The sequence below is a fragment of the Rhodococcus sp. 05-340-2 genome (assembly GCF_002258915.1).
GTDB lineage: Bacteria > Actinomycetota > Actinomycetes > Mycobacteriales > Mycobacteriaceae > Rhodococcoides.
Map to the genome: position 1 here is coordinate 42,002 of NZ_NOYU01000001.1, position 24,412 is coordinate 66,413.

The window sequence follows — 24,412 nt, forward strand, 5'->3', positions numbered from 1 at the left end:
GCAACCGGGCTTTGACAGTATGAAGGTGTGCGTACAGTCTTTCGGCCCGACGAGGTCGCTCCCGGTCGCTTCTACCAGCTCCTGACCGCTTCGGTGGTACCTCGGCCCATCGCCTGGGTCTCCACCGTCTCGGCCGACGGTGTGGCGAACCTCGCGCCCTACAGCTTCTTCACGGTGTCCTCGGTGGTGCCTCCGGTCGTGCAGTTCACGTCGGTGACCCGCAAGGACAGTCTTCGCAACATCGAGGCCACCGGCGAGTTCGTCGTGAATCTGGCGACGGCACCGTTGGTGGATCAGGTCAACAGCAGTTCGGCGAGCTTCGATCACGGTGTCAGCGAATTCGAGGCAGTCGGCATCGAGAGCGAGCCCAGTACCGTCGTGACACCACCGCGCGTGGCGGCCGCTCCGATCGCCATCGAGGCGACGTTGCATCGCGTCGTCGAAGTGGGTAACTGCTTCGTCGTCATGGGCACTGTCGTCGCCCTGTCGGTGCGTCCCGAATATCTGGCCGAGGACGGCCTCCCCGAGTTCGACGCCATTGCCCCGCTCAGCCGCCTCGGTCGCACCGAGTGGGGGTTGCCGCCCGAGGTTCGCGAAATCGAGCGACCTTCTTGATTCGCTGGCTGCTGCTGGTTCTCGTCACGGTCGGACTGACCGTCGGGGCCGATGCACTCGGTGTGCCGTCGGCTGCGTTGTTCGTTGCCTTGCTGGTGGCGATCGTGTTCGCGCTCGCCGGGTGGGCTCCGACGACCGGAACCGAGCGAGCGCCACTCCCCCGCAGACTCGGCATGGCGGCGCAGGCAATCCTCGGCGTCGAGATCGGAACGCTGGTGCAGAGCGACACTCTGAGCTCGCTGGGCGATACCTGGCTGCCGGTACTGCTGGCATGCATCGGCACCCTGTTGCTGTCGATCGCGGCCGGCGCGCTGCTGGGGCTTCGTAAAGACATCGATTCACTGACCGGTTCCTTGGCGCTGGTCGCAGGCGGAGCCTCGGGACTGGTGGCGATCACGCAGGAGCTCGGCGGCGACGAACGAGTCGTGGCGGTGGTGCAGTACCTCCGCGTCGTGCTGGTGACCACAACGCTGCCACTGGTCGCCACCCTGGTGTTCGACGCTCAACCCGGACAGTCGTCGGTCACCGCCGACGTGCACGAGGCACTGTGGATCGACCTCGCCTTCGTCGTGATCTGCGGCGTCATCGGCGTGATGCTGGCGAAGGCGATCCGGCTGCCCGCCCCCGCCCTGCTCGGCCCGCTGATGATCGCCACGCTCGCCGACGTACTCGGGGTGTCGTTCGACGCATCCGTCCCGACGTTGCTGCTGTGGGCGGCGTACATCGTGATCGGATGGCAGGCGGGGCTGCGGTTCACCGTCGCCAGCTTGAAGTCGATCTCGCGGGTCCTGCCCGCGTCTCTGATGTTGATCATCGCCGTCACCGTCGGATGCGCGATGCTCGGCTTGTGGCTGGCGTCCGCGACGGGGACGAGCGGCTACGAGGGCTACCTGGCGACCACCCCGGGTGGTGTGTACGCGGTGCTTGCCATCGCCGCGTCGACCGGCGCGAACGTGACGTTCGTCGTGGCAGCGCAGGTGATCCGGGTGTTCATGATGCTGTTCGCGGTGCCGATGGGAGCGAAGGTCGTCCAGCACTACCGGCATGGTCGACCCGAGTGAATCGACGCGCCCCCATTGGGAGTTAGGGTCCACTAATCTCACCGGCATGGCCAAGTACCTCAAACCCGAGCACCCGGCGTTCTACCGACTGCACGTTCTCGCTGCCGAACGGATCAGTTCCGGCTTCGTCAGGATCACCCTCGGGGGCGAGTCGCTCTCGAGCTACGCGTACATGGGCTACGACCAGTGGTTCCGACTGTTCCTGCCACAACCGGATCAACGCGAACCCCGCATACCCAGTTCGACCTCGAAATTCTGGTACGCCCAGTATCTGACCTTCTCCAAGGACACCAAGCCGGTTGTCCGCAACTACACCGTCCGCAACTTCCGCCCCGCAGGCCATGGCCGGTTGAGCGAGGGCGCGGAGCTGGACGTCGACTTCGTCGTCCACGGTTCCGAACACGGCGGCCACGCGGGCCCAGCGTCGTCGTGGGCTGCACGCGCCGTTCCCGGGGACCGCGTCGCGATTCTCGACGAGGGACGCATCTACAACCCGGATACCGATGCCTCGTGGCAATTGCTCGTCGGCGACGAGAGTGCCGCTCCGGCGATTCTCGGAATACTGCGATCCTCACCGGAAGACCTGCGCGCCGTGGTGTTCATCGAAGTCCCCACCGAGGCCGACGTCCAGCAGCACCACGTGCCGCCGGGCGTCGAGCTGAAGTGGATCGTGCGCACCGACCCGCATGCCAAACCCGGTGATGCGGCACTCGCCGCAGTGCAGAAAGCCGAACTTCCCGGCGGCACCCCGTTCGTCTACGTGGCAGGCGAACAGGGCTTGGCCACCGGCCTGCGCAGATACCTGGTGAACGAGCGCGCAGTACCGAAATCCAGCATCTGCTTCACCGGATACTGGAAGTTCGGTAAAGCCGCCGGATAGCACTCGATTAGTGTCATCTCACATGTCCGGCTTGGGAAAAGGTCACACAGTCGTCACCGACTCGGTCGAGGTCGACGGTGCGTCGTTCGCCTCGCTGCGCGCCCGTCCGCTCCCCCGAGCCGAGCGCTACGAACTGGGACGACGTCTACGCGAAAAGGTGCCGATCGCCTCGCTCGGCGATTGGACCCCACCGGCGGATCGACCCGACCCGGTCAAGCAGATCGAATACTCGCACCAGGGCCGCATCGAATGGCTGATACCGACGCGCCTCGAGCGGATGGTCGAGTCCCCGTACGGATTCCTGCGCGGCACGGCGATCGTCATGGCCCGGGACGTGGCGATGCTGCCGTCGACCGGCATCAACCCGGTCATCAGCGGCGACGCCCACCTGGGCAACTTCGGGTTCTACGCCTCCCCCGAACGTGACCTCGTCATCGATCTCAACGACTTCGACGAGGCCCACCCGGGAGCCTGGGAATGGGATCTACGACGCCTCGCCGCGAGCATCTGGGTGGCCGGGCGGCAGAACGGCCGCACCGAGGATCAGTGCCGCGACGCCGTCACCGCCTGCGTGTCCGCGTACCGAATCGAGGTGGCCCGACTTGCCGACGAGCCGCTGATGTCGCGTTCGTTCCAACGTCTGACGGCCGAGAAGCTGCAGCGCGACGCCACCGAGGGCTCGCTGCGCAAGGAGATCAAACGCGCCACCAAGAAGGCGCGTCGACGCACCAGTGACCGCGTTCTGCCGCGCTTCACCGAGAAGCACGAGGGCAAGCGCAGAATCGTCGAGGAGCCGCCGATCACCACGCGCATCTCCGCCAAGGACGAGGAACTTCTGGCCGTCGGATTGGACGAGTATCTGCTCACCCTCACCCCGCACTGGCGTCGCGTGCTCGGTGGATACACGTTGATCGACGTGGCGCACCGCGTGGTCGGCGTCGGCAGCGTCGGCCTGCGGGCGTACGTGGCTCTGCTCGAGGGCACCAGCGAGGACGACGTCGTGTTTCTGCAGCTCAAGCAGGCCAGACGCTCGGTGCTCGCGCCGTACGTGCACGGCGAATCGGCCTGGCACGATCACCAGGGCCAAAGGGTCGTGGAGTATCAGCAGGATCTGCAGACCGTCAGCGATCCGCTGCTGGGCTGGACGACCATCGCCGGACGGCAGTACTACGTGCGGCAGTTCCGCAACATGAAGGGGACCATCGACCTGTCGTCGATCGACGCGCCGGCTCTGGTCGACTACGCACGGGTGGTGGGTCGACTACTGGCCAAGGGCCACGCGCGTACGAGTGGGGCGTCGATGATCTCGGGATACACCGGAGATTCCGATGCCCTCGAGGTGGCGTTGTGCCGCTTCGCGCAGCTGTACGCGGATCAGACGGAAGCCGATTGGGAGCGTTTGAGCGCTACGCGCATGTGAGTGTGGAGCCCGCGGAACGACCCGAGGGCTCCACACTCACATGCGGCGAAGCCGCTCAGGCGTGCTTGGCGACCAGGTCACCCACGCGCGGCAGTGCCTCGGTGACGTTCTTCTTCGCCGAGCCACGCAGGCTGCCGTAGAACTTCTTGACGACGGACTTGTCGGTCTCCTCGATGCGGGCATCGGTGACCGAGAGCAGCGCGTCGGATGCGGCGTCGCCGTTGGCGGCGAGGTACTGACCGAACGTGCCCTGCGGGGCAGCGTTGTACGACTGCCAGAACGGATCCAGCTTGTCGACGAAATCGGGCCACAGAGCCGAGACCGCATTGTCGATGTACGACGGTCCGACCTTCTTCACTGCGCCGTAGCCCCCCTTGACCGCGAGTCCACTCGCGCCCTTCTTGTCCGCGACCTCGGCGTCGATCAGTGCCAGGACATCGACGCGCAGAGCGTCGGCCTTCGACTCGTCGAGCAGTGAATCCTTGAGTGCAGCAACCACTTCGAAGTTCCTCCCAGATGTGTCAGCGGCCCCACGCGGACCGGGCGCAAGACTACCGCAGAAGGGCGTGGCAGCGCCGAACTCGCTCGATCCACCACTGCGTGCGATCGGCGTCGGCATCGAGCTCGATCAGGGCCTCGGCGTCGGGTTCGAGGCTGCCGACCGGGTACGTTCCGTCGATCACCTCCGGCACGGGTGCGACGTCTCGAACGAACAGTGCGCCCGTTCCCAGACCGCAGGCGAATTCGAGATGCGGCAGCGCAGCGGCCGCGGCCAAACCGGACGAGATACCGACAGCAGAATCGAGCGCACTCGACACCACCACCGGCACGCCGTACTCCCCCAGCTCTCCGGCCAGCTCGAGCACCGCGCGCATCCCGCCGAGCGGGGCCACCTTGAGCACGGCGATGTCCGCTCCGCCTGCCCGAACGACCTTCATCGGATCCTCGGCCCGGCGAATGCTCTCGTCGGCAGCGATCCGCACCCCGGGCACCCGACGCCGAACTTCGACCAATTCCGGCACCGACGCACACGGCTGCTCGGCGTACTCGAGCGGACCGTCGGCGGTCAGGGCCGTCAGAGCCGCCACCGCTTCGTCGACGCTCCAGCCGCCGTTGGCGTCGACCCGTACCCGCGGCACCAGCTCGCGCACGGCACGCACTCGGGCGAGGTCGTCGGCCAGAGTCTGCCCCTTCTCGGCCACCTTCACCTTGGCGGTCTCGGCACCGGGAGACCGGCTCAACACCGATGTCACGTCCGATGCCGCCACTGCGGGGACGGTCGCGTTCACCGGGATGCGTCGGCGCAGCGGGCTGGGCGGGCCGTCCCACGCGGCCTCGATCGCCGACGCCAGCCACGGGGTCGACTCGACGTCGTCGTACTCGGGAAACGGTGAGAACTCACCCCACCCTGCCGGGCCGCGAACGAGCATCACCTCACGGGTGGTGATGCCGCGGAACTTGGTCCGCATCGGCATCGAGAGCACATGCGCACCGTCCAGAACGTCGTCGATCGGGGGGATCATTGCTGCCCCGGGAGCAACTGAACCATCAACGCCTCGCAGTCGGCCAACAGGTTGCCGTCCAGATCCGTGAGCCGAGCGTTGATGAACGTCTTGCGTCCCTCGACCCGATCCACCGCGCCCTCGACGACCAGCTCGGTGTTCAGCGGCGTCACCTTGCGGTAGTTGATGTGCAGATACGCCGTCCGGCTGATGGGCCTGCCGTAGGCGTGCTGGATGAGGCCGAAGAGGTCGTCGAACAGAAGGGGCAGCGTGCCACCGTGCGCGGCGGAGTTTCCGCCGAGGTGGAAGCGGCGGAACATGCCCCGGCTGCGGACACCGTCTGCGTCGATCTTCTCGATGATCCACGGCATCAACAACAGCGAGCCTCGGCCCGGAAGCCTCGGAACGCGTCCGGCGGTCTGACGTCCCTCGGCCACCACGTGCGGGCTCAACAGCTCGATCAGTTCCCGAGCCTTGTCCGCAGCTGCCTCGGTCACTTCGGCCGGCAACGAGGTGGACACCGCGAGATCCTGCACCGTGCGCAAGGCCTCGAGCAGCTGCCCGTACTCCGGCCCCACCTTCGCAGGAACGAAACGCGGGAAGCCCCCGTGGTGGTCGTAATCGCGGTCGAGCTCGATCGGGTCGGTCATGACTGCACGCTAGCTGCACCGACCGTTCGGCACGGAGCCAACCCCGGCCACCGTTAAGCTGGCGCTCGTGACCTTCACTCCCGCACTGTGGCGTCCCGTTCCCGGCTTCGAAGACCTGACCGACATCACGTATCACCGCCACGTGTCCGATGCGACCGTGCGAATTGCGTTCGACCGTCCCGAAATCCGCAATGCATTTCGGCCGCACACCGTCGACGAGCTCTACCGCACTCTCGAACATGCACGGGTGAGTTCCGACGTGGGCACGGTGTTGCTCACCGGAAACGGACCGAGCAGCAAGGACGGCGGCTGGGCGTTCTGCTCCGGTGGCGATCAGCGCATTCGCGGACGCAGCGGCTATCAGTACGCGGACGGGGAAACGGCCGACACCGTCGACAAGGCCCGCGCCGGCCGCCTGCACATCCTGGAGGTGCAGCGCCTCATTCGCTTCATGCCCAAGGTGGTCATCTGCTTGGTCAACGGCTGGGCGGCAGGCGGCGGGCACAGCCTGCACGTGGTGTGCGATCTGACCCTCGCGAGCCGCGAACATGCGCGGTTCAAGCAGACCGACGCGGACGTCGGCAGCTTCGACGGCGGTTACGGCAGTGCGTATCTGGCCAAGATGGTCGGTCAGAAGTTCGCTCGCGAGATCTTCTTCCTCGGCGAGACGTATTCGGCCGAGGAGATGCACCGCATGGGCGCAGTGAACAAGGTGGTCGATCACGACGAGCTCGAGAACACGGCCATCGAGTGGGCGGCGAAGATCAACGCGAAATCGCCTCAGGCCCAACGAATGTTGAAGTACGCCTTCAATTTGCAGGACGACGGCCTGGTCGGCCAGCAACTGTTCGCCGGTGAGGCAACGCGTCTGGCCTATATGACCGACGAGGCAGTGGAAGGGCGCGACTCCTTCCTGGAAAAGCGCGAGCCCGATTGGTCGCCGTTCCCTCGGTATTTCTGATCCACTGGCGAATTCGACGTCGCATCGCGCCGGAAGTTCCGCGGGTGGAGTGCGGGCATGGTTCACAGAGCCGTACGACTACCGCTGGATGGCGGACTTCCAGAACTCCCGGCTCTCCGAAAAGCGCATTCGGTGGGCGATGGCCTGCCTCACGCTCGATTGCGGTGGCGTTCGCCGTCTTTGCCCAACCGGGAACGGGCGTCTTCGCTATTGATCGACCCGCTCGAGGATGCCCTGCTGTCGTGCAATGCAACTCCTCGAGTACTCCGCATTCCTGTTCGCGTGCATGGGCTCTCATATCGACGAACCCCAATGCTCGATGACTTCCGCCAAGCCCACCGCACCGGAACAGCGTACGAGCAGCGATCTTCATCGACACCGACTTCGGGCATTGCAGCTCCTCGGCCATGAGGGCGACGTCCGCGGCCGATCGTTCGCGCGCGGCAGGCTGGTCTCAGGTTCGGTAGAAGGCGTCGAGGTCGAATTCGCGGAGATGATGCTTCGTGCGGTCGATCTCTCCTGTGGTGGCCCACTCGAAGAACAACTGCGTCGCGTCATCAGCGGTGAACACCTCTTCGGGGTACACGGTGAGGGAGCGTTTGCCGCCGAAAAACGGGATCTCGACAGTGGGTTCGCCCTGACGAGGGCCGGATCGGCCGATGACGAACAGGCGATGAACGCCGTCAATGGGAAACCTCAGTTCGACCGACATCGCCTGCGCCGACCCAGCGGCTTGGATGTAGCTTTCGCTCATCGCGGTCTTCTCGTCGTCGCTGAGATCCTCGTAGTACCGACCCTCCGGAACCTTCGAGACCGTCAACGCAGACCGCTGAAGACCGTCGAACCGCGAGAGCAGCTGCCCGAACTGCCAGGGAAAATCGATTCGATGTGCAATGGATTGCTGTTTGCCGCCGTTGGATACGAAAAGAAACATCAGGCTCCCTTCTGAGGCGGTGGTGTCGACTCGTCGCCGATGCGGCGACGTCCACACCTGAGGTGTACCCGCGAGACGGGGGCGAACGACGGGCGTCGAAACACTACGCCCAGACAGTCGGGCAAGGGTGACCGGCAGAAGGTGCCGAGCGAGGATCCGGGAGCCAACGCGGGTCAGGTCGGGTAGCCCAGGGCGCGGCGGAGATCGAGAATGTCCTCGAAGTCGACATCGAGTGGCGCGTCACCGAGCCGAACCAAAGTACCGGCCGGCACGGTCTCGATATCGGCGACAGCAGGCAACAGAGTCCGGTCGAGACGCACCTGCGGTGGGATGAGAGTTTCCCACCCGATCTGAAGTTCCTTCGCCCATCGTTTCCTCGCCTCGCGTCGCTCTGTCCATGATGTGCTCGATGCTTTACCGAGGACCAGTTCTTCCTGTGGTCGGGCATATTTGCTGACGCTCCAGCGTCCACGCTCGGCGTTCCAGTGATCGAGGATCGCTTTGAGTACCGCGTCCCCGACGCGGGCGGTGAGCAGTTCGGATGCGTCCTCGACGGCATGCTCCGGTCGAGGGAGGGTCACGTTGACGACGTTGGCGAGGGCCTCGGAGCGCGCGGTCAAGATTTCCTTCGCGCTCTGCTCTGTAGCTTTCTCTGCCGCCTGAGCCGCCGATAGCGCCCGCCGGCGCAGTAGCGAGGAGTCGAGGGTGTCGAACGCCAGCTTGGGAAACCTCAGCAGCGCGAACGCGCCGGTCATGAGGATTCCAGCAGTCTGATACCAAGGCATCGGACGATCCACGGAGCATCACCGAAGCTTGCGAGGAGATTGGACCGCCGTGGCGGAAAACTCATTGCCATCACGCACAAAGTGAGTCAGACTGTGAAACATGGGCGTGAAACGGCTACCTGTAACACTCGATAGTGACGACCAAGCGGAACTCGCCGTGTTCGCCGACCCCGAACGCCTCGAAGCAGGAATCTTGCGGGAATGGGCGCAGCAGCAGCACATCACCATCCGCGACAACTCCGAGTCCGGCATCGCCCGCGCCCTTCTGCGTGTGGGCGCGGAAGCACTTCGCGAAAAGGCCCTTGAAGCCGGATACGACGAACTCGCCAAGGACCAAGCGGAAGGGCGACGTGAGCAACAGGCGCGCCGCCGCCGCTACGTCGAGCGCGTCGACAAGACCTACACCGCATGACGGCACTGCGCGGGCAGATCTACTGGGTTGACCTGGGCGAGGGAGAAAAGCCGTGGGTGGTGGTCTCCAACAACTTCCGGAACCGCAAACTCGACGGGGTTCTCGCGGTGCGTGCGACCACCACTCCGAAGCCCGGGATCCCCACCGCCGTCCCGTTCGCCGCCGCTGACCCTCTTGTAGGTTCGATCCTCGCCGACGACATCGCCCAGATTTTTCACGACGAGATCGCCAACGGACGCCCGGCCGGCTCCCTCTCCCCCGCGACCGTGCTCAAACTCAATAAAGCACTCGCGATCGCACTCGGACTCCCCTGACCGACCCGTTCTACGACTGTGGCCACCGCCACGCGCCCAGGTCTTCGAGACCGGGCGCGTTTTCGGTGAGATCCGATCAGCCGTACACCTGTCAGGAATAGGACCCACGCGGGCGACGCCGTCAATTCTCTCCAGCGACAACGAAACAACCCTGCCAGCCATGCTGACAGGGTTGTTTAATTCGGCCAATGAACGCAGAGGCTAAATTCCGGTCGTGTTCACGATCTGTGACGTGCACACCTTCCAGCCGTCCCCGGAATCGAGCAGGGCGAAGAAAGCGACAGCGTCGGCATCGCCGGTCGGGTCGTCGGGGCGTCCGACCGTTACGCGCGCGAACGTGTACGCGTTCATTGCGCTGTCGACCGTGGTGAATTCGAAGTCGTCCAGGCCGGTGATGCGGACCTCGTCGTCGGCCCTGTTCGTTGCAAGACCGCCTCGCGACTCCGCCGCAGTGCGGATTGCGACATCCCCACAACTTCCCTGCTCGACAGCGGCCCAGTCGCCGACGTTGTACGCGTTCACCACCGCCTGCACAGCAAGTTCCACAGGCTGTTCGGCGTCAGCGGAGGTGATCGACCCCGTCCGACTACTGTCCTCGTCGACGTCCTTCGAGTAACCGAACAGCCCTACCGCTGCGAATCCTGCCACCAGTGCGACGGCGACACACAAGAGCAGGGCGATCCCGGCACTGACTTTTCGATCGAACAGGCGCACTCTACTTCTCCTCTCTATCGCTCTTTGCGGACATCGGGGTCGACTCGCGCCTTGACGACGAGGTAGACAATTCTGACCAACAACACCAGACTCAACACCAATATGGCGTAGTCAAGGAAGTCGCCCGATCCGCCGATCAGGTGCGTGATCGCAAGTATGAAAAAAACAGCGACGAGAGCCCACTCCAAATTTCCGACAGATCCAGAACTTTCACGCTCGGCATCTTTATTCTTCTATCCAGGAATCCCACTCCAATATCCCCTTTATTTTCGGCGCTAAGACGATTTTCGGCGGCTGAATATGCGCCAGATGAGTATCGCGATGACGGCAGAGGTTGCCACTGCTGCAATATAGTTCGTAATCGTGGAATTTCCGTTGGCGATCTCAAACAATAAATATACCGAGAGTAAGAGGTTAATTATCCCTATCAGTATTTCGTACAGGCTGAGATTTCTCATCAACTTCCATCCTTGATCTTGAGGGACATATATCGATAGCGGGTTTGATTCACTGACAGCTGTCATACTTCCATTTCCCGCCTTCTAAAGTCCAGAGTCTGGAATAGCCTTCGAGGATCGGTACGTCGATCCCCTTGAAGGTGGTATCGACAGTGGCCTGTCCGGGGGCACGTGCCGTGACGCGGAATTCGATCGATCCCTTGCCGGTGTCTTGTCCTTGGAAGAGTTCGGTGATGCATCTCGGTACTTGGTCGTACACTAACCTCCCGCGAAGGCTCCAATTCCGGCACCGATAAATGCTCCAGGAGGCCGCCGATCTGACCTCCGAGTGCAGCTCCCGCCCATTCACCACCCATTCCGCCGCCGATAGATCAGCCACTTCTACCGAGCGATTCACCGACGGGTCGATTGGTTTCCCTTGCGCATCACAACGGAATCCATTGCGGCCACCATGGAGGAACGTTGTCGATGCACACCGGCGATGGATAGCCACCACCCGGCGAGTGAAGAATGATCAGAAAAAGCCATAATCCCGCAAGCTCAACGAGTAGCACGCAGATCGACATCCACAGCATCGATAGCCGCGCCGTCCAGGTCGACACCAGAACAGTCGTAAGGATCGTCCACAAGCACAGCACAGGTGCGTAAAAGAACAGCAGTGCAAAGGCATTGCCGGAACTATTGACACCCACCTCGCAGGCGGTCCACAAGCGAGCCAGCAGTACGACCCCGGCAATCGAGACTGCGATGCCAAGTGCGGCGCTGATCAACCACGCTGAAGCACGAGTCATCTCGTGGCCCGGATCAGGTACATGAGATTCTCCACGAGTCCTCGAACACCGAAGCGGAGTACGAACGTTTCCGCCGCGATGTTCATCGGCACCAAGTTCGGATACCGCAGCTGCTCGGAAACCAGAAGGAAATCGCGTTCGCCCTCGGCGTTGCTGCGAAACCACCGCAGACCGGTCGAGACCGAAGCCCAACCCCCCTGCAGGAGCGCCGCCTCCGCCTCTTCGCGCGAGGTTACTAACGCATCCGTGGTTCTAGGAGTTCATTGCAGAGCCCTGTGAACCCGCCGCGAGTGTAGGCCGATCCAGCAAATCCGTGATATCGAGAAAACTGTCATCTCGGTCCAACTCCATAAGCATGTCCCGGATCGGTACACCGTGATCTAGGTATAAGTCGTCGAGGACCGCGAGCAGATAGTCATGACAGCTGAAATCGATCTCATCAGAGACTAGAAAGGTAATGACAGCAGCCAAGCCCGAAGAACCATATCTGCGGATCAGCGCCTCTGCAGCAATCTCCATCGGAACGATATTGGTGGGATACCGCAGCATTTCGACCAAAATGTCGAAGTCGGTAGACCCTTCGGCATGTCCTACCAACCATCGCAAGCCAACCGAGACCGAAGCCCAATCCCCTTGCTGGAGCGCCGTCTCTGCTTCCTCGCGCGAGGCTGCTTCATCATCCATGGCCGTATTCTCTCTGATCATGTTGTCTTTTTGCTGTAGTTGTCGGCGGCAAGTCGGTCGCGTGCGGCATCGCGCTGCGCTTCCAGGCCTGGGCCCTGGATTTTCACGGTGTTCAGATCTGATTCGCGGTTGACCATGTCCAGGTTGGCTCGTGCTTGTTCACGCTGAGCTTCCAGTCCGGGTCCTTGGGTGTGCGCTATCTGTTGGTCGCGGGATTGATCAGCGGGGGTGTAGCTGGTTTCGAGTTCCGTTCGTGCTTGAGCACGCTGAGCTTCCAAACCTGGTCCTTGCAGCGGCGTGTCCTGTTGGTTCTGTGTTTGTGCAGCGGCCGTATACCCGGCGGCTCCGGTGGTGGCAGCGCCCGAGCTTTGTTTCGGAGGTTGTGTGGAGTTGGGCGATGAAGCGGGGGCGGCGCTTCGTTCCGATTCCGGTTTCCATGCGCCAGCACTGGCAATCTCTTCATCTGTAGCGGGACGTGTGTTCTTCTTGTCCTGTCGCGGACGTTCCGTACCGTCAGGGGCCCGGTCGATAACCACGTCGACGACATGCGGGGTCTCAATCAGCCCGTGCGACTTTCCTTCGAGATCTGCCCTCCTGATCATGGTCCCATTTTTGTCGTATTCAGCCCAGTACGCGACCTTCCCGCTGTCGTTCAGTCGGACGAGTGCACCGTTTTTCGGACCGTCTGTGAGCGGAAAATCGTTCCGCTGCCGACTTGAGGGTCCCGCGCCGGTGTAGACGTCGGCGTTCGCGAGTTTCTCGGCCAGTGTGGGAGGTGGGACGGGAACCGTCGACGGCGTGTCGCCGGTAGGGGCATGACGACCTGCTTGTTCCGCCGCGTCCTTCGCCGCGTCCTTCGCTGCGTTTTTGCCTGCGTTCAGGGCCGCAGACGTGCCCTTGCTGCCGACGAGCGCGGTGACGATGTTTCCTGTGACTTTCCCTGTGGCATAGGCGCTGTCGCCGCCCGCGTAGTCATCCCATGCGACGGTCTCCTTACCGACGTTCTTCCACGAATCCTTCACCCCCGGTGCGCCGTCGCCGCCGAGGCCGACCAAGGCCCCGACTCCTTGCCAGGACTCTTCGACCCCAGGTCCGCCCTCACCCCCGAGCCCGACGAGAGGGCCCATCCCCACCACATTGTCCTTGACCGACGTTCCCACTCCCGCGCCGAAATCTTTCACTCCGTCGAGAACACCGCTCCAGGACGGGTCGGCCAGAATCGGAAAGATGGAGTCGGGCCCGGGATAGACGTGTTGAACCAACTCGTCCCCCTCGATCTCGTACTCGGTGGGGACAGGTTCTCCTGTGGCGTCGTACGCCCACGGTGCGTCGTAGTGCGTGACCTCACGTCCTGCCGCATCGAACACCGAGACCGAGCCATCAGGGTTCTCGGTCGCGTGTCCGCCGTCGGGGACGTGCAGCGGGAATCGGTAGCTACGCGGCGAAGTCGCATCGTTGATGAGCACCAGGGTGCGTTCGCCACCGTCCTCGTTGGGCACGGTGATCTGCTCGAACCCACCTGGTGCATAACGGACCACAGGCGCGCTGACCGTACCGACGACACCGGCCAATGCAGATCCGGGTGTCCGGGGACCGAACGGTCCGGGCCGCCCACGCACACCGATCCCGGCGGCGGTGATTGCGGCTGCACCGACCAGAGCGGGTTCGAGATACCGGTCACGATCCGCACCCTCCCCGGATACGGAGGACCCCGCGTCCGGGACCGGTTGCGCTGCTGCGGTATTCGAATCGGTATCGGTGGGTATCGGTCCCGGACCCCGATCGGGAACCGCAGTGGGTGCAGTCGATCCCGCAGGCTGCGGCGACGTCGGAGCAAGTCCGCTGGTCGCCGTCGCAGCCGGGACTCCCACAGGACTCTCACCACCCGCGGCCGCTGGTGCGCCCGGTGTCGCGGTCTGCACCACCCCCGGCACAGGGACAGGCACGGGGACGATGGGGGTGCCGTTGTAGGTGGGGAAGTTCGTCGGCGCGTTCGCACCGACGTTCGGGCCACCGCCGGGTGCTTGCGCGCCCGGCAATCCCGCGGTGCTCGTCGGCGGAGCAGTCGTGGACGTCGACGGGGCGGTCAGGCACGGGTTGATGTACTCGGGCGGGATCGGAGAGCCCGGCGGTAGAGAGGCAATCAAGTTCAGGTAGATCTGATGATCCCGCGCCCGCACCGCCGCACAATCCTCCGCCGGTCCCGCCGAGGCGGGTCCTGCTGTGAGCACGATCGCGGCACCGATCACCCCGGCAGCCCCGGTCAACAATGCCCCGGCAGCGAGGACTCCCGCCACCGACCTACGCAGCGTCGGGTTCCTCGATGCCGCAGTCGGTTTCGATATCGGTTCCGGCCTCATCGGTGGTCCTGGGCCGACGTCTTCCGGACCGTGGCAACCAATTTGTCGGTGCCCCACCAGAACACCCGCCCTGCGATCGACATCCACAGAAACAACGCCACATACACCAGGATCGTCCCGTGATCGCCGGCCCACCCGGCGAGGCGTCCGATCACCGCGAACGCCACAATCAGCAACCCGAGCCCGAACAACGTCGCGATCACCGCCGTCGAGGTGTCGTTGCCTGCTGCACCGTGGTGGCGGGTCGGCGGGGTCATCGGGTCGGCCGGTGACGTGGTCATCGAAAGTGAATGCCTTTCTCTACCAAACAGAAACGCGGGACTCGCGATACCCGCAACCAGCTGGGTCGGAAAGCGGGAGGAGATGCATCTGGAGGAAGAAGGTGCTCTCTACCAGGGGCAGTTGATGTACGAGGCGGCTGCGGCTGCCCACCCCCCGCTCGGCGGAAGGTAGAACTCGTAGGAAGCGCAACCGTTGGGGTACTGCGCAGCCCGAGCGGTCCCGATTGCCAGAACGTTGGCCGACGAGTCGATCACCCTCTCCCACCCCTGCACCGGAATCGTGATATCCAAGTTGGCCAGAGCGGCCGGAATACCACTGTCACGGGCCGCGACGGTCAGGGCATGATTGAGGGGAACCTGCACAACGGGGGCACCGAGTTCAGCACGGGTGGGTGCTGCCGATGCTGCCGGTGCGAAGGCGAGCAGAACGCCGCCTGCAGCAAGCGTGGCTGCTGTGGTGGTGGCTGCGATTCGCTTCGTACGAGTGAAAGACATGATGCTCCTCAGGTAAGGGTGAGTGCGGAAACTGTTGGTCGACAATCGAAATCGCTGCACGCGGCCGTAAACCGATAACCGACCGGGCTACAGGGCTGTGTCAGAGCCAAGTCGGGTCGGAGTACACGAACACACTGTTGTCCGAGGTCGCCGTCGACACCGCGAACTGCGCATAAGAGCGGACCGTGACCGGACCCATGCACGCATCGACCTTCACATGCACGTTCTCCGCCGTGATCGAAGCCTTCGACGCCTCGAGATCCTTCGTGCCCAGCGCAATCGTGGTGATCGTCCCCGGCGCGATGGTGGCCTGAATACTCGGGTTCACCGACGCGTTGACACCGACATTCGCGCTGGGGCCGGTACCGGAGATCGACACACCCACCGACGGACCGAACGAGAACCCGAGCCCCACACCGAGTCCGGAGGAGACATCGATCTGACACCCGATCTGCAGGCCCTGTTCGATGTACCCGGTTTTCACCGCCGTGCCACCGGCACCGGTGATGGTGCCGGTGACCTTCGCCGAGACGAACCCCTCCCGCGTGAACGCCGTCGTCGCCACGTTCGGAACCGGGTTCACCGACAAGTTGCTGGCAGTAAGATCCAACGTCCAGCCGTCATCGGTGACCGTGCTCGCGACCTTGTCGGCCAACGGCGTCGGCGTCGCCGACGCACTGCCCGCGAACGCAAGCGAACCCACCATCACTGCCGCCGACACCACCACACAACCAGCCACAGCCCTCGATACGCCACGTCCCCGCACCGCCGAACCAGTCGTAGCGCGTGCCATCGTTTCCATGAGCGAGTCTCCGTACACGATTCGGTGATTCCATCGACCACAATGATTGCTGAAAGATAACTGAAGATCTGCCCGGGACGGTACAACACCCCACACATCCCCGACAGACCCTCGACACCCGAACCACGCCGGCGACACCCCCACCCGGACGTAACAGAAACATCTCCGGACACGCACGACCAGGCGATCTACCGCACCACAGCGAGTGACGCACCTCATAGTCACAGAATGGTGACGACCCATGACAAGTGGACACCCCGCTACCTCGACCAGAGCATCGTGCGCATGTTCAGGCCGATCGTTGCAGCCGACCAACTATGGAGTACGACAACAGCATCGGACGGCGCCGGCGGCCCTCGAGCGGATTTCACACGTGGTCGGGCACAGCGTCGCCAATGCGCTCGCAGGGGGCTGGTGATACCGCGCGCATATGCAGAGCGGCCGGCCCCGAGTCGGTGACAGTCTTTCCACCACAACCCTTCTCGGCCCATCGATCGACGAGCAGCAGCAATCCATTCGTACTCGTCGCACGATCCTCGCTGCCGCGGCAGATCTGATCAACACTGGACGCGCTGTCAGCATCGGCGATCTCACCGCGAGCGGCTGGACCGGTAACGAGTTCGCCGGTCGCGCACGCACGGCCACTCGAAAACCGCTGCAACAGAGCACTGGTGAACGCCCTGACCGCCTCGTCCGAGTCGCCACGGCGCGACCCTGGGCTCACCGCCGATCTACTCCTGGCGGTGATCAGCGCCCACACCGCGACCGGTGGTGACGGCACCACGCACGCCCGAGCCGCGATATCCGCCCTCACTGCAGAGATTCTGCCTCGAGATCACCCTCTCCAGCGCCGCCACAGGTGAACCCAGAATGCCTTGGTGGCGGGTGCGCCTGTATTCCGCGAAAGAACAAGGTAATTCGTTGAATTCGGGGACGGCCACGAATACTGTTTCGCGACTGGAGCACGTGCAGCGGCATGCACCGCAGTGCGATGGATTTCGATGGTGGGCCTTCGCGAGTGGAGTATGCGGGAAGACTGTGGATGATCGTGGTATCCATGCGGTGTGGACATCCTCGCTTCTCGGACAATTCTCCGGCCGGTCGATTACCAGAGGACTCTCGAGTTCTACCGTGACGGTCTCTCGTTGGCGGTGTGTCGCGAATACCCCGGCGGGACGGTGTTCTTCGCGGGTCAGGGTCTGCTCGAGATCGCCGCGCACCATCGCGGCGACGAATCGGGTTCGTTCTCCGGCGCTCTGTGGTTGCAGGTACGTGATATCGATTCTGCTACAAAGGAATTAGCGGCCGCCGGCATCGAGATAGTGCGTGAGGCCCGGACGGAGCCGTGGGGTCTGATCGAGATGTGGATCGAGGATCCGGACGCGATTCCCATCGTGCTGGTGCAGATCCCGCAGGATCACCCGCTTCGGCGCGACAACCGCTAGCGCTTCGACGCATCGTCGGCAATCGCACGTAGCACCGCCGTTGCAGACTGCGGCCGCGACCACAGATACCCCTGAGCCAGAGTGCAGCCGAGCTCGAGCGCAGCGTCGGCCTGTTCGCGGCTCTCGATGCCTTCGACGATCATCGTCAGATCGAGGTCCTTCGCCACGCCGGCCAGCGACTTGATCATCGCCCGTCCGGCCACGGTGTCGATGAATCGCGTCAGGTGCCCGTCGATCTTGATGCCGTCGGGCTGCAGCGTCACCAGTCGTTCGAGTGATGACCAGCCCGAACCGAAATCGTCGAGCAGCACCCGAAAGCCCAGCCGATGCACATCGTCGATGTGCCTGCGCAGCAGCGGCCCCGGTGTCACGGCAGTGGTCTCGGTGAGCTCGAGCGAGATCGACGACGGCGACACCCCGGAGAACGCGATGGCACGCTGCAGCTGACTGACACCGTCGGGATGCGCGAGGTGGCGTCCCGAGATGTTGACGGTCAGCCGCAGGTCAGGACGATGAACGTGCCACTTCTTCATCTCGGCGGCGGCCTGCGCGAGAACACTCAGGTCGACGTCGATGATCAGTTCGCTGGCCTCGGCGAACGGTACGAAATCCGCGGGCACCACCATCCCGCGGGTGGGGTGGTGCCAACGCGCCAACGCCTCGAAGCCGACGATCTCCTCCGTCCGCAGATCCACGATCGACTGGAACCAGGGGACGATGTGACCGTCGGCGATGGAGTCGGCGATGTCGTTGTCGCTACCGAGCCGGATGACGCCCGATCCGACGCGGCGATGCAGGTCGAGCTGCTCCTCGAGTACCGACGCGAACTGTTCGAGTTCCTGCATCTGCTCGCCCGACAGCGGGCGCGGCGTGCGATCGAGCAGGCAGAGGGTACCGATCACCAGGCCCTCTCGCCCGCGCAGCGGAACCGACGCGTAGGACGCGATGCCGTTGTCGTCGAGGATGGCGCGCTGCCGGGTGGTGGCGTGGACTCGGCCGTGCGCCACGACTGCTGGTTCGCCGGAGCGCACCACGTCGTCGCAGAGGGTGTCGGCTCGCACGACCGTGGACACCGGCGGTCCACCGACGTTCACCAGCGTGTACTGAGTGTCTTCGTCGAGCACGTTGAGTTGGGCTATGGCGAATCCGACGCTGCGTGCGGCGAATTCGACTGTCGAGCGCAGAGCAGGCGTCGTCGCCTCGACATCGAGGTATCGACGAGCGGAGTCACTCTGCCGGCGAGACTGGGAGCGCGCGGTGTCCGCGACCTCACCGTCCACCGGCATCACCTCGCAACGTACAGCCGGGCCCATTCTGGAACCGGATCCAAGTGAGCTTAACCGTGCCACATCGGCAGTTTCGACCGATAGCCCGTCCGCGAGCGGTCACAACGACGGATAGCGCGTGTGCAGGAGCCGATGCCGCAGTACCGCTGCGGCGAGTCGCTTGCCTTCGTCGGTCGCGACCGAACCGGAGGTCTGCGATCCGGACACGTGACCCGGTTCCGGCACCTCGAACGCACCGAGCGCGCTCAGTTCGGCCACCAGCGTCCGAGCGAGCGGCTCGGCGTGCTCGGCAACGGGCTCCTCGCCGGAATGGGTCCATCCCTCGGCTCGCAGCAGACGCGCGAGGTCGTCTGCTGTCGCTTCCACGTCGGCGACATCGTGACCGACGATCATGCGCGCCAGAACGACCTCGGCGGCAATCGTGTCCGGATGGTATTCGGTTCCGACGATGCCTGCGGTGAGCACGCGCCAGAGCCCGTCGGAGCTGAGCTGTCGAGTTCGGGCCGTCGGTACCAACCGCCCGGCGGAACGACGCAGCAGACGCACCCTCATCAGGAGGCGTCGGACAATCAGTACCTTCTCCGTGTCGAGTTCGCGGCCGATGTGCATGGGACGTTCGGCCGGAGGAAACACTGTGGTCGCGATGCTCGCCACCAGCTCGTCCGGCAGATACCCTGCGTCGGTCAACGCGACGCCGTCCCCGATGCAGCCGATGAAGCTCTCGAGCCTGCGCACACAGCCGTACACAGGCCGGGCGGCCTCGTGCAACGTCTCGCGCAGCCCCAGATAGAGCTCTGCTCGTGGTGCGCTGTAATTGCTCCACAACTCGATGCGGTGGTCGAGAAGCTGCTCGAGCAGGACGGCCTCGGAGTCGTCCTTGCCTCGATCGGACGTCAGCACAGCATCGGTGACTCCGCGACGACGCATGGCCTGTGCGTTGGCACCGAGCGGTCGCCCACCGGGCTTCGACGGCTCGAACTCGCCGGCGATGGTCGCGACTTCCAGTGTCTCGCCGATCTTTTCGACGATGGCCCGCTCGACGCCGGCCGGTGCGTCCTGCCAGGTGACGAGCTCGGTATCGACGGCACCGATGCCCGATTGTTCGGTGGCGGCGCGATAGCGCTGCAACCATGCGGCGTCGTCGGGTGTTCGCACGAGCTCCTCGGTGACGGCGCTTCGGGCAATCTCCGCGTATCCGACGCGTCCGAGCCGGTCGAGTAGGTCGCCGAGCGCGCGGGCGATATCGACCGCGCGATCGGGCCCCTCGGCCGCGTGACGCAGATACACCCACAGGAAGGTCTGCACGGAATGTTGCGTCGGGCCAGCGGGCGGGGACACGTCCACCAGACCGTCCCACCCCAGTCGCGCGTCGGCGGCGAGCGCAGGATCGACGGAATCGAAGTACGACAGAGCCGCCCACACCGCGTCGTCCATGCCCGATCCCTTCACGATGTTCCACTGTTCCACAGCGACTCGATCCGCGAAGACGAGAGCCGTGCGCCACGCCACAGCAGAATGGGACATATAAGGCAAAAATGTGAACGGAAGATGAACGCAACACGACTTCGAGGTGCCCAAGAAGAACACTTCGCAAGAAATTTCCTCGAAACGTCGTTCGTGTCCCACACTTTCCACCGTGAGCGCTGAATTCCTCGTACTTCTCGTCGTGGTCGTGACTGCACTGGCCTTCGACTTCACCAACGGTTTCCACGACACCGCCAACGCCATGGCGACGTCGATCGCAACGGGGGCACTGAAGCCCAAGGTTGCGGTCACCCTGTCCGCTGTCCTCAACCTGGTCGGCGCATTCCTGTCCGTCGAGGTAGCAGCCACCGTCGCGAAGGGCGTCGTCAATCTCGGCGACACCGGCGGTCAAGCTCTACTGACCATCATCTTCGCCGGCCTCGTCGGCGGCATCCTGTGGAACCTCGCGACCTGGCTGCTCGGCATTCCGTCCAGCTCGTCGCACGCACTGTTCGGCGGCCTCATCGGTGCCACCATGGCCGGTCTGGGCACCAGCGGCGTTGTGTGGGACGGCGTCTGGAGCAAAATCGTCCTCCCCGCTGTCCTCGCCCCGATCGTGGCCGGCCTCGTCGCCACCGCCGGCACGTGGGTCATCTACCGCATCACCAACTCCGTACCCGAGAAGTCCAAGGAGCGCGGATTCCGTTGGGGCCAGATCGGTTCGGCCTCGCTCGTCTCGCTCGCACACGGCACGAACGACGCTCAGAAGACGATGGGCGTCATCTTCCTGGCCCTGGTCGCCTACGGCACCGTCACCCCCGACTCGGAGATGCCGTTGTGGGTGAAGGTCACCTGTGCGCTCGCGATCGCCCTCGGCACCTACCTCGGCGGCTGGCGCGTGATCCGCACCCTGGGCAAGGGCCTGGTCGAAATCGCATCTCCGCAGGGCATGGCCGCCGAGGCGTCCTCGGCCGCGATCATTCTGACGTCCAGCCACCTCGGCCTTCCGCTGTCGACCACGCAGGTCGCCACCGGCTCGATCCTCGGATCGGGACTCGGCAAGCCGGGCGCCGCAGTGCGCTGGAACGTCGCCGGCCGTATGGCCGTCGCCTGGGTGATCACCCTGCCGCTCGCCGGAATCGTCGGTGCCGTCTGCTGGTTGCTCGCCCACACGATCGGCGGGCTGCCCGGCATCCTCGTGGTGTTCGCCATCCTCGTCGCACTCGCCGCCTTCATGTACATCCGCTCACGTCGCGAACCCGTCGATCCCGGCAACGTCAACGCCGAATGGGACGGCGGCCTCGTTCCGGCGCCCACCGACTCTCCAGTGAAGGTCTGAAGTACTCATGGACACTCTGAAGCACACTCTCGATTCGCTCTGGCAGGTTGTTCTCGTCGGTCTGCTCCTGGGCGCAGGCCTGCCCGCGATCTTCGCTTTCGGTCTCAAGGCACTGTCCGTCGGTGAGCCGTCCGACGATGCCGCGGCAGCAGGGACCACCCGAGTTGCTCGCCCCGCCGTGGCCACCGCCGCCGCGATTGCCTGCTTCACCGTCGTGGTCGTGGCCATCGTGGCCGGGATTCTCTTCATCATGAAGAACTTCCTCGACAGCACGTTCGGCATCTCCGTCTTCTGACCCGAGAAAGGACTCCTGTCGTCATGACCGATTCAACGAAGACTGCCTTCCCGGCATCGGTGCTCCAATGGCTTCGGGCGGGCTACCCCGAGGGCGTCCCGCCCAAGGACCGCTTCCCGCTCGTCGCTCTGTTGCGCCGCGCCGCATTGACCGACACCCAGGTGCAGGAGATCGTGCTCGAGTTGGTCTCCCCCGCCAACGGAGCACTCGACGACGGGGCTATCTCGCACGACGAGATCGCCACGTACATCCGAGACCAGATCGACGCCGAGCCGACGGCCGAGGACATCGCGCGCGTCTCGGCGCGTCTCGCAGCAGGTGGATGGCCTCTGGCAGATCCGGCTTCCCTGTAGTCCATGTCGGTCCCGTCTTTCCTCCACTCGATCGTCGGTTGGCTTCGCGGCGGGTATCCCGACGGGGTACCCGAGGCGGACTACGTTCCCCTCCTTGCACTCCTGACTCGGCGACTGTCCGACGACGAAGTGCAGTCGGTGATGGACGCCCTCATCGCCGACGGTCGGCTGCCTGCGGACAAAGCCGGCATCTCGGTCACCATCACCAAGGTCACCAACGAGATGCCCCGCGACGAGGACATCAATCGAGTGCGCGCGAACCTCGCCGCCGGAGGGTGGCCCCTGGCCGACCCGTTCACCCTCCGCCGCACGGACTAACCTCGAGTCCGTGCTCGAGAGCGTTTCCATTCCGTCGGGACCGACAGCGGCGGACATCATGCCGCGGCTGAGCCGCATGCTCGCCGGCGACGGCCCGGCCCTGCTTCCCGTCCCCGCCGACGATCCTCGCGAGATTCACCGCCTGCACGACGCCCTGGCACCGGGTACCCCCATCGACGACGGCGTCGCCCTGGTCGTCGCGACATCGGGTACGACGGGAATTCCCAAGGGCGCCATGCTCCCCGCGTCTGCACTGGTGGCGTCGGCGACGGCCACCGAGGAACGACTCGGCGGACCGGGGTCGTGGCTGCTGGCGTTGCCCGCGCACCACATCGCCGGAATGCAGGTGCTGCTGCGCAGTGTGCTCGCCGGAACCTCGCCGGTGATCATGGATGTGTCCCGCGGTTTCGACCCGGTCGCCCTGATCGAATCGGTGGGCCGGATGTCGGGACCCCTGCGCTACACGTCCCTGGTTCCCGGCCAATTGGTGAAGGTATTCGAGAATCCCGAGGCCGTGGCTGCGTTGGCCTCGCTCGATGCTGTGTTGTTGGGCGGGGCGGCAACGCCGATTCCGTTGCGGGAGAAGGCACATGCTGCAGGGATCCGCGTGGTTCGAACGTACGGCATGAGCGAAACGGCCGGCGGCTGCGTGTACGACGGAGTTCCGCTGCACAGCACCGTCGTACGCATCGACGACGGCAGGGTCGTGTTGGGTGGACGAACTCTGGCCTCGGGATACCGCGGTCTACCCGATCATCCGGCCTTCGCCGAACCGGGGTGGTTCCGCACCGACGACGCCGGAACCATCCTCGACGGGGTACTGAGCATCTCGGGGCGACTCGACGAGGCAATCTCGACCGGTGGGTTGACCGTCGTCCCTCAGGTCGTCGAGGCAGCACTGATCACACATCGTGCGATACTCGAGTGCGCCGTCGTGGGATTGCCCGACGAGCGACTGGGGCAGAAAGTGGTGGTCGCAGTGGTCGCCTCTGCGCCGGTGACGTTGACGGAGTTGCGCTCTCACGTCGCATCGTCGTTGGACGTCACGGCCGCGCCACGAGAGTTGTTTCTCCTCGACTCACTGCCGACCCGAGGGCCGGGAAAACTGAATCGAGCAGAATTGCGGGCAATGCTGGGGAAGCGCTGAGCAGGCCGCTGCTCGGAAGTCCCCCGGTTGGCGGCAAACGCGCGCGCGTTCGTCAGGTGCGCGCGGAATAGTCCGCGAACAGGTGGCGAAACTGCGCGCGTTCAGCAAACGCGCGCGCGTTTGCGCCGGAGTGGTCACGCGAGCGGCGTGCCTTGATGGTGCACCAGTTCCCATCCGGTGTCCGTACGCCGCCACAGCGAGGTTCGGCGAGCGCGCATCTGCCTAGTTTTCGAAATCCACTGCAGCAGCAGATAACCTGGGCCGATCACCCGTCCGGTCGGTTCGATCACCTCGATGTCCACAGGGCTTTCGCTGCCGAGCATGTCGAGTATCGACGACTTGTCCCACATCGTGCCCGAGGCTCCGACCTCGGTGAAGTCGTCGGCGAGCAGACGGGCCAGCCTCTCGCGATCGCGTCGACATTCCGCAGTCTGCAGCTCTCGCTCGAGCTCGAGAACCGTCGACAGGTCGTCGTCGGCGTTGGGTCGACCGGCAGAGGCAGGCGGCATGGGGTGCACTGTCTCACGCACGAATGCGCGCGCGTTTGTCAGGTGCGCGCGGAACAGCCCACGAACAGGTCGCGAAACTGCGCGCGTTCGGCAAATGCGCGCGCGTTTGCGGCGGAGGTGGGTGGGCGGAGGTGGGC

At 64.4% G+C, this 24,412-nt stretch carries 28 protein-coding genes; 13 read left to right on the top strand and 15 right to left on the bottom strand.

Annotated elements, in window-relative coordinates; all coding sequences use genetic code 11:
* Positions 1 to 27: 27 nt before the first annotated feature.
* From CH271_RS00240 to CH271_RS00255, 4 genes are read left to right on the top strand one after another with little or no spacing between them, the layout of a single operon-like run.
* On the top strand, positions 28 to 615 hold the full coding sequence (locus CH271_RS00240; RefSeq protein WP_037187092.1) for a flavin reductase family protein: 588 nt from the start codon (positions 28 to 30) through the stop codon (positions 613 to 615).
* A complete protein-coding gene (locus CH271_RS00245) occupies positions 612 to 1,676 on the top strand; it encodes an AbrB family transcriptional regulator (protein WP_094631953.1) in 1,065 nt (354 codons plus the stop codon). The genes CH271_RS00240 and CH271_RS00245 overlap by 4 nt, the downstream gene beginning before the upstream one ends.
* 46 nt (positions 1,677 to 1,722) lie before the next feature.
* Positions 1,723 to 2,556, top strand: a complete 834-nt coding sequence (locus CH271_RS00250; protein ID WP_094631955.1) for a siderophore-interacting protein — start codon at positions 1,723 to 1,725, stop codon at positions 2,554 to 2,556.
* A 22-nt stretch (positions 2,557 to 2,578) separates the two neighbouring features.
* Complete coding sequence (locus CH271_RS00255; protein WP_037187086.1) at positions 2,579 to 3,976, top strand: DUF2252 domain-containing protein; 1,398 nt, start codon at positions 2,579 to 2,581, stop codon at positions 3,974 to 3,976.
* A gap of 55 nt (positions 3,977 to 4,031) precedes the next feature.
* Here CH271_RS00255 and CH271_RS00260 read toward each other — a convergent pair whose 3' ends face one another.
* From CH271_RS00260 to CH271_RS00270, 3 genes are read right to left on the bottom strand one after another with little or no spacing between them, the layout of a single operon-like run.
* The gene (locus CH271_RS00260; protein ID WP_037187084.1) at positions 4,032 to 4,475 is read right to left on the bottom strand and encodes a DUF6918 family protein; all 444 of its coding nucleotides are present in this window, start codon (positions 4,473 to 4,475) and stop codon (positions 4,032 to 4,034) included.
* A gap of 52 nt (positions 4,476 to 4,527) precedes the next feature.
* On the bottom strand, positions 4,528 to 5,499 hold the full coding sequence (locus CH271_RS00265; protein WP_094631957.1) for an o-succinylbenzoate synthase: 972 nt from the start codon (positions 5,497 to 5,499) through the stop codon (positions 4,528 to 4,530).
* Positions 5,496 to 6,128 (bottom strand): PaaI family thioesterase, encoded by a 633-nt coding sequence (locus tag CH271_RS00270; RefSeq protein WP_037187079.1) that lies wholly within the window; start codon positions 6,126 to 6,128, stop codon positions 5,496 to 5,498. The genes CH271_RS00265 and CH271_RS00270 overlap by 4 nt, the downstream gene beginning before the upstream one ends.
* Positions 6,129 to 6,195: 67 nt before the next feature.
* On the opposite strand from CH271_RS00270, the gene CH271_RS00275 reads away from it, so the two are divergent.
* On the top strand, positions 6,196 to 7,089 hold the full coding sequence (locus tag CH271_RS00275; protein WP_094631959.1) for a 1,4-dihydroxy-2-naphthoyl-CoA synthase: 894 nt from the start codon (positions 6,196 to 6,198) through the stop codon (positions 7,087 to 7,089).
* Between the two features lie 454 nt (positions 7,090 to 7,543).
* Here the strand turns inward: CH271_RS00275 and CH271_RS00280 are convergent, their stop codons facing one another.
* Together CH271_RS00280 and CH271_RS00285 are read right to left on the bottom strand one after the other, a co-directional pair.
* On the bottom strand, positions 7,544 to 8,023 hold the full coding sequence (locus tag CH271_RS00280; protein WP_094631962.1) for a hypothetical protein: 480 nt from the start codon (positions 8,021 to 8,023) through the stop codon (positions 7,544 to 7,546).
* Between the two features lie 173 nt (positions 8,024 to 8,196).
* Positions 8,197 to 8,778: a hypothetical protein gene (locus tag CH271_RS00285; RefSeq protein ID WP_052047285.1), complete on the bottom strand. Its 582-nt coding sequence runs from the start codon at positions 8,776 to 8,778 to the stop codon at positions 8,197 to 8,199.
* 130 nt (positions 8,779 to 8,908) lie between these two features.
* Here CH271_RS00285 and CH271_RS00290 point away from each other — a divergent pair, with 130 nt between their 5' ends.
* The gene (locus tag CH271_RS00290; protein WP_143545979.1) at positions 8,909 to 9,220 is read left to right on the top strand and encodes a hypothetical protein; all 312 of its coding nucleotides are present in this window, start codon (positions 8,909 to 8,911) and stop codon (positions 9,218 to 9,220) included.
* Positions 9,217 to 9,534, top strand: a complete 318-nt coding sequence (locus CH271_RS00295) for a type II toxin-antitoxin system PemK/MazF family toxin (RefSeq protein ID WP_094631966.1) — start codon at positions 9,217 to 9,219, stop codon at positions 9,532 to 9,534. Before CH271_RS00290 ends, CH271_RS00295 begins: the two co-directional genes overlap by 4 nt.
* A 201-nt stretch (positions 9,535 to 9,735) precedes the next feature.
* Here the strand turns inward: CH271_RS00295 and CH271_RS00300 are convergent, their stop codons facing one another.
* The 7 genes from CH271_RS00300 to CH271_RS00340 form a co-directional block, all read right to left on the bottom strand.
* Positions 9,736 to 10,248 carry a hypothetical protein gene (locus tag CH271_RS00300; RefSeq protein ID WP_094631968.1) on the bottom strand — a complete coding sequence of 171 codons (513 nt, stop codon included), beginning with the start codon at positions 10,246 to 10,248 and terminating at the stop codon, positions 9,736 to 9,738.
* An 883-nt stretch (positions 10,249 to 11,131) separates the two neighbouring features.
* Positions 11,132 to 11,497, bottom strand: a complete 366-nt coding sequence (locus CH271_RS00315) for a hypothetical protein (RefSeq protein ID WP_094631974.1) — start codon at positions 11,495 to 11,497, stop codon at positions 11,132 to 11,134.
* Between the two features lie 252 nt (positions 11,498 to 11,749).
* A complete protein-coding gene (locus CH271_RS00320; RefSeq protein WP_143545980.1) occupies positions 11,750 to 12,181 on the bottom strand; it encodes a hypothetical protein in 432 nt (143 codons plus the stop codon).
* 17 nt (positions 12,182 to 12,198) lie between these two features.
* Positions 12,199 to 14,541, bottom strand: coding sequence for a polymorphic toxin type 24 domain-containing protein (locus CH271_RS00325; RefSeq protein WP_143545981.1), 2,343 nt, complete (start codon positions 14,539 to 14,541; stop codon positions 12,199 to 12,201).
* Positions 14,538 to 14,822: a hypothetical protein gene (locus tag CH271_RS00330; RefSeq protein WP_256986103.1), complete on the bottom strand. Its 285-nt coding sequence runs from the start codon at positions 14,820 to 14,822 to the stop codon at positions 14,538 to 14,540. The genes CH271_RS00325 and CH271_RS00330 overlap by 4 nt, the downstream gene beginning before the upstream one ends.
* Before the next feature lie 108 nt (positions 14,823 to 14,930).
* Positions 14,931 to 15,317: a hypothetical protein gene (locus tag CH271_RS00335; protein WP_143545982.1), complete on the bottom strand. Its 387-nt coding sequence runs from the start codon at positions 15,315 to 15,317 to the stop codon at positions 14,931 to 14,933.
* Between the two features lie 100 nt (positions 15,318 to 15,417).
* Positions 15,418 to 16,023, bottom strand: coding sequence for an MspA family porin (locus CH271_RS00340; protein ID WP_094632008.1), 606 nt, complete (start codon positions 16,021 to 16,023; stop codon positions 15,418 to 15,420).
* Between the two features lie 1,160 nt (positions 16,024 to 17,183).
* On the opposite strand from CH271_RS00340, the gene CH271_RS00350 reads away from it, so the two are divergent.
* The gene (locus CH271_RS00350) at positions 17,184 to 17,564 is read left to right on the top strand and encodes a VOC family protein (protein WP_094631984.1); all 381 of its coding nucleotides are present in this window, start codon (positions 17,184 to 17,186) and stop codon (positions 17,562 to 17,564) included.
* Here the strand turns inward: CH271_RS00350 and CH271_RS00355 are convergent.
* Together CH271_RS00355 and CH271_RS00360 are read right to left on the bottom strand one after the other, a co-directional pair.
* Positions 17,561 to 18,850, bottom strand: a complete 1,290-nt coding sequence (locus CH271_RS00355) for a sensor domain-containing phosphodiesterase (protein WP_094631986.1) — start codon at positions 18,848 to 18,850, stop codon at positions 17,561 to 17,563. The two genes, CH271_RS00350 and CH271_RS00355, sit on opposite strands and share 4 nt — an antisense overlap.
* A gap of 99 nt (positions 18,851 to 18,949) precedes the next feature.
* Positions 18,950 to 20,374: a hypothetical protein gene (locus CH271_RS00360; protein WP_256986104.1), complete on the bottom strand. Its 1,425-nt coding sequence runs from the start codon at positions 20,372 to 20,374 to the stop codon at positions 18,950 to 18,952.
* A gap of 112 nt (positions 20,375 to 20,486) precedes the next feature.
* On the opposite strand from CH271_RS00360, the gene CH271_RS00365 reads away from it, so the two are divergent.
* The 5 genes from CH271_RS00365 to menE are packed head-to-tail and all read left to right on the top strand — an operon-like array spanning position 20,487 to position 23,766.
* A complete protein-coding gene (locus CH271_RS00365) occupies positions 20,487 to 21,653 on the top strand; it encodes an inorganic phosphate transporter (protein WP_037187059.1) in 1,167 nt (388 codons plus the stop codon).
* Positions 21,654 to 21,660: 7 nt separating this feature from the next.
* On the top strand, positions 21,661 to 21,948 hold the full coding sequence (locus tag CH271_RS00370; protein ID WP_037187055.1) for a hypothetical protein: 288 nt from the start codon (positions 21,661 to 21,663) through the stop codon (positions 21,946 to 21,948).
* Positions 21,949 to 21,971: 23 nt separating this feature from the next.
* Positions 21,972 to 22,301 carry a DUF3349 domain-containing protein gene (locus tag CH271_RS00375; protein ID WP_094631988.1) on the top strand — a complete coding sequence of 110 codons (330 nt, stop codon included), beginning with the start codon at positions 21,972 to 21,974 and terminating at the stop codon, positions 22,299 to 22,301.
* Positions 22,302 to 22,304: 3 nt separating this feature from the next.
* A complete protein-coding gene (locus CH271_RS00380; protein ID WP_094631990.1) occupies positions 22,305 to 22,619 on the top strand; it encodes a DUF3349 domain-containing protein in 315 nt (104 codons plus the stop codon).
* A gap of 58 nt (positions 22,620 to 22,677) precedes the next feature.
* The gene (gene menE / locus CH271_RS00385; protein ID WP_218828523.1) at positions 22,678 to 23,766 is read left to right on the top strand and encodes an o-succinylbenzoate--CoA ligase; all 1,089 of its coding nucleotides are present in this window, start codon (positions 22,678 to 22,680) and stop codon (positions 23,764 to 23,766) included.
* Positions 23,767 to 23,900: 134 nt separating this feature from the next.
* Here the strand turns inward: menE and CH271_RS00390 are convergent, their stop codons facing one another.
* The gene (locus CH271_RS00390; RefSeq protein ID WP_094631994.1) at positions 23,901 to 24,275 is read right to left on the bottom strand and encodes a nuclear transport factor 2 family protein; all 375 of its coding nucleotides are present in this window, start codon (positions 24,273 to 24,275) and stop codon (positions 23,901 to 23,903) included.
* Positions 24,276 to 24,412 lie beyond the last annotated feature (137 nt).

Bases quoted from the DNA above. Each gene is read 5' to 3' on its own strand.
- CH271_RS00285 (WP_052047285.1), bottom strand. From the start codon at position 8,778: ATGACCGGCGCGTTCGCGCTGCTGAGGTTTCCCAAGCTGGCGTTCGAC.
- CH271_RS00295 (WP_094631966.1), top strand. From the start codon at position 9,217: ATGACGGCACTGCGCGGGCAGATCTACTGGGTTGACCTGGGCGAGGGA.
- CH271_RS00355 (WP_094631986.1), bottom strand. From the start codon at position 18,850: ATGCCGGTGGACGGTGAGGTCGCGGACACCGCGCGCTCCCAGTCTCGC.
- CH271_RS00290 (WP_143545979.1), top strand. From the start codon at position 8,909: ATGGGCGTGAAACGGCTACCTGTAACACTCGATAGTGACGACCAAGCG.
- CH271_RS00340 (WP_094632008.1), bottom strand. From the start codon at position 16,023: ATGGTGGGTTCGCTTGCGTTCGCGGGCAGTGCGTCGGCGACGCCGACG.
- CH271_RS00250 (WP_094631955.1), top strand. From the start codon at position 1,723: ATGGCCAAGTACCTCAAACCCGAGCACCCGGCGTTCTACCGACTGCAC.
- CH271_RS00330 (WP_256986103.1), bottom strand. From the start codon at position 14,822: ATGACCACGTCACCGGCCGACCCGATGACCCCGCCGACCCGCCACCAC.
- CH271_RS00265 (WP_094631957.1), bottom strand. From the start codon at position 5,499: ATGATCCCCCCGATCGACGACGTTCTGGACGGTGCGCATGTGCTCTCG.
- CH271_RS00390 (WP_094631994.1), bottom strand. From the start codon at position 24,275: ATGCCGCCTGCCTCTGCCGGTCGACCCAACGCCGACGACGACCTGTCG.
- CH271_RS00315 (WP_094631974.1), bottom strand. From the start codon at position 11,497: ATGACTCGTGCTTCAGCGTGGTTGATCAGCGCCGCACTTGGCATCGCA.
- CH271_RS00325 (WP_143545981.1), bottom strand. From the start codon at position 14,541: ATGAGGCCGGAACCGATATCGAAACCGACTGCGGCATCGAGGAACCCG.
- menE (WP_218828523.1), top strand. From the start codon at position 22,678: ATGCCGCGGCTGAGCCGCATGCTCGCCGGCGACGGCCCGGCCCTGCTT.
- CH271_RS00255 (WP_037187086.1), top strand. From the start codon at position 2,579: ATGTCCGGCTTGGGAAAAGGTCACACAGTCGTCACCGACTCGGTCGAG.
- CH271_RS00380 (WP_094631990.1), top strand. From the start codon at position 22,305: ATGTCGGTCCCGTCTTTCCTCCACTCGATCGTCGGTTGGCTTCGCGGC.
- CH271_RS00280 (WP_094631962.1), bottom strand. From the start codon at position 8,023: ATGTTTCTTTTCGTATCCAACGGCGGCAAACAGCAATCCATTGCACAT.
- CH271_RS00335 (WP_143545982.1), bottom strand. From the start codon at position 15,317: ATGTCTTTCACTCGTACGAAGCGAATCGCAGCCACCACCACAGCAGCC.
- CH271_RS00270 (WP_037187079.1), bottom strand. From the start codon at position 6,128: ATGACCGACCCGATCGAGCTCGACCGCGATTACGACCACCACGGGGGC.
- CH271_RS00370 (WP_037187055.1), top strand. From the start codon at position 21,661: ATGGACACTCTGAAGCACACTCTCGATTCGCTCTGGCAGGTTGTTCTC.
- CH271_RS00360 (WP_256986104.1), bottom strand. From the start codon at position 20,374: ATGTCCCATTCTGCTGTGGCGTGGCGCACGGCTCTCGTCTTCGCGGAT.
- CH271_RS00320 (WP_143545980.1), bottom strand. From the start codon at position 12,181: ATGGATGATGAAGCAGCCTCGCGCGAGGAAGCAGAGACGGCGCTCCAG.
- CH271_RS00375 (WP_094631988.1), top strand. From the start codon at position 21,972: ATGACCGATTCAACGAAGACTGCCTTCCCGGCATCGGTGCTCCAATGG.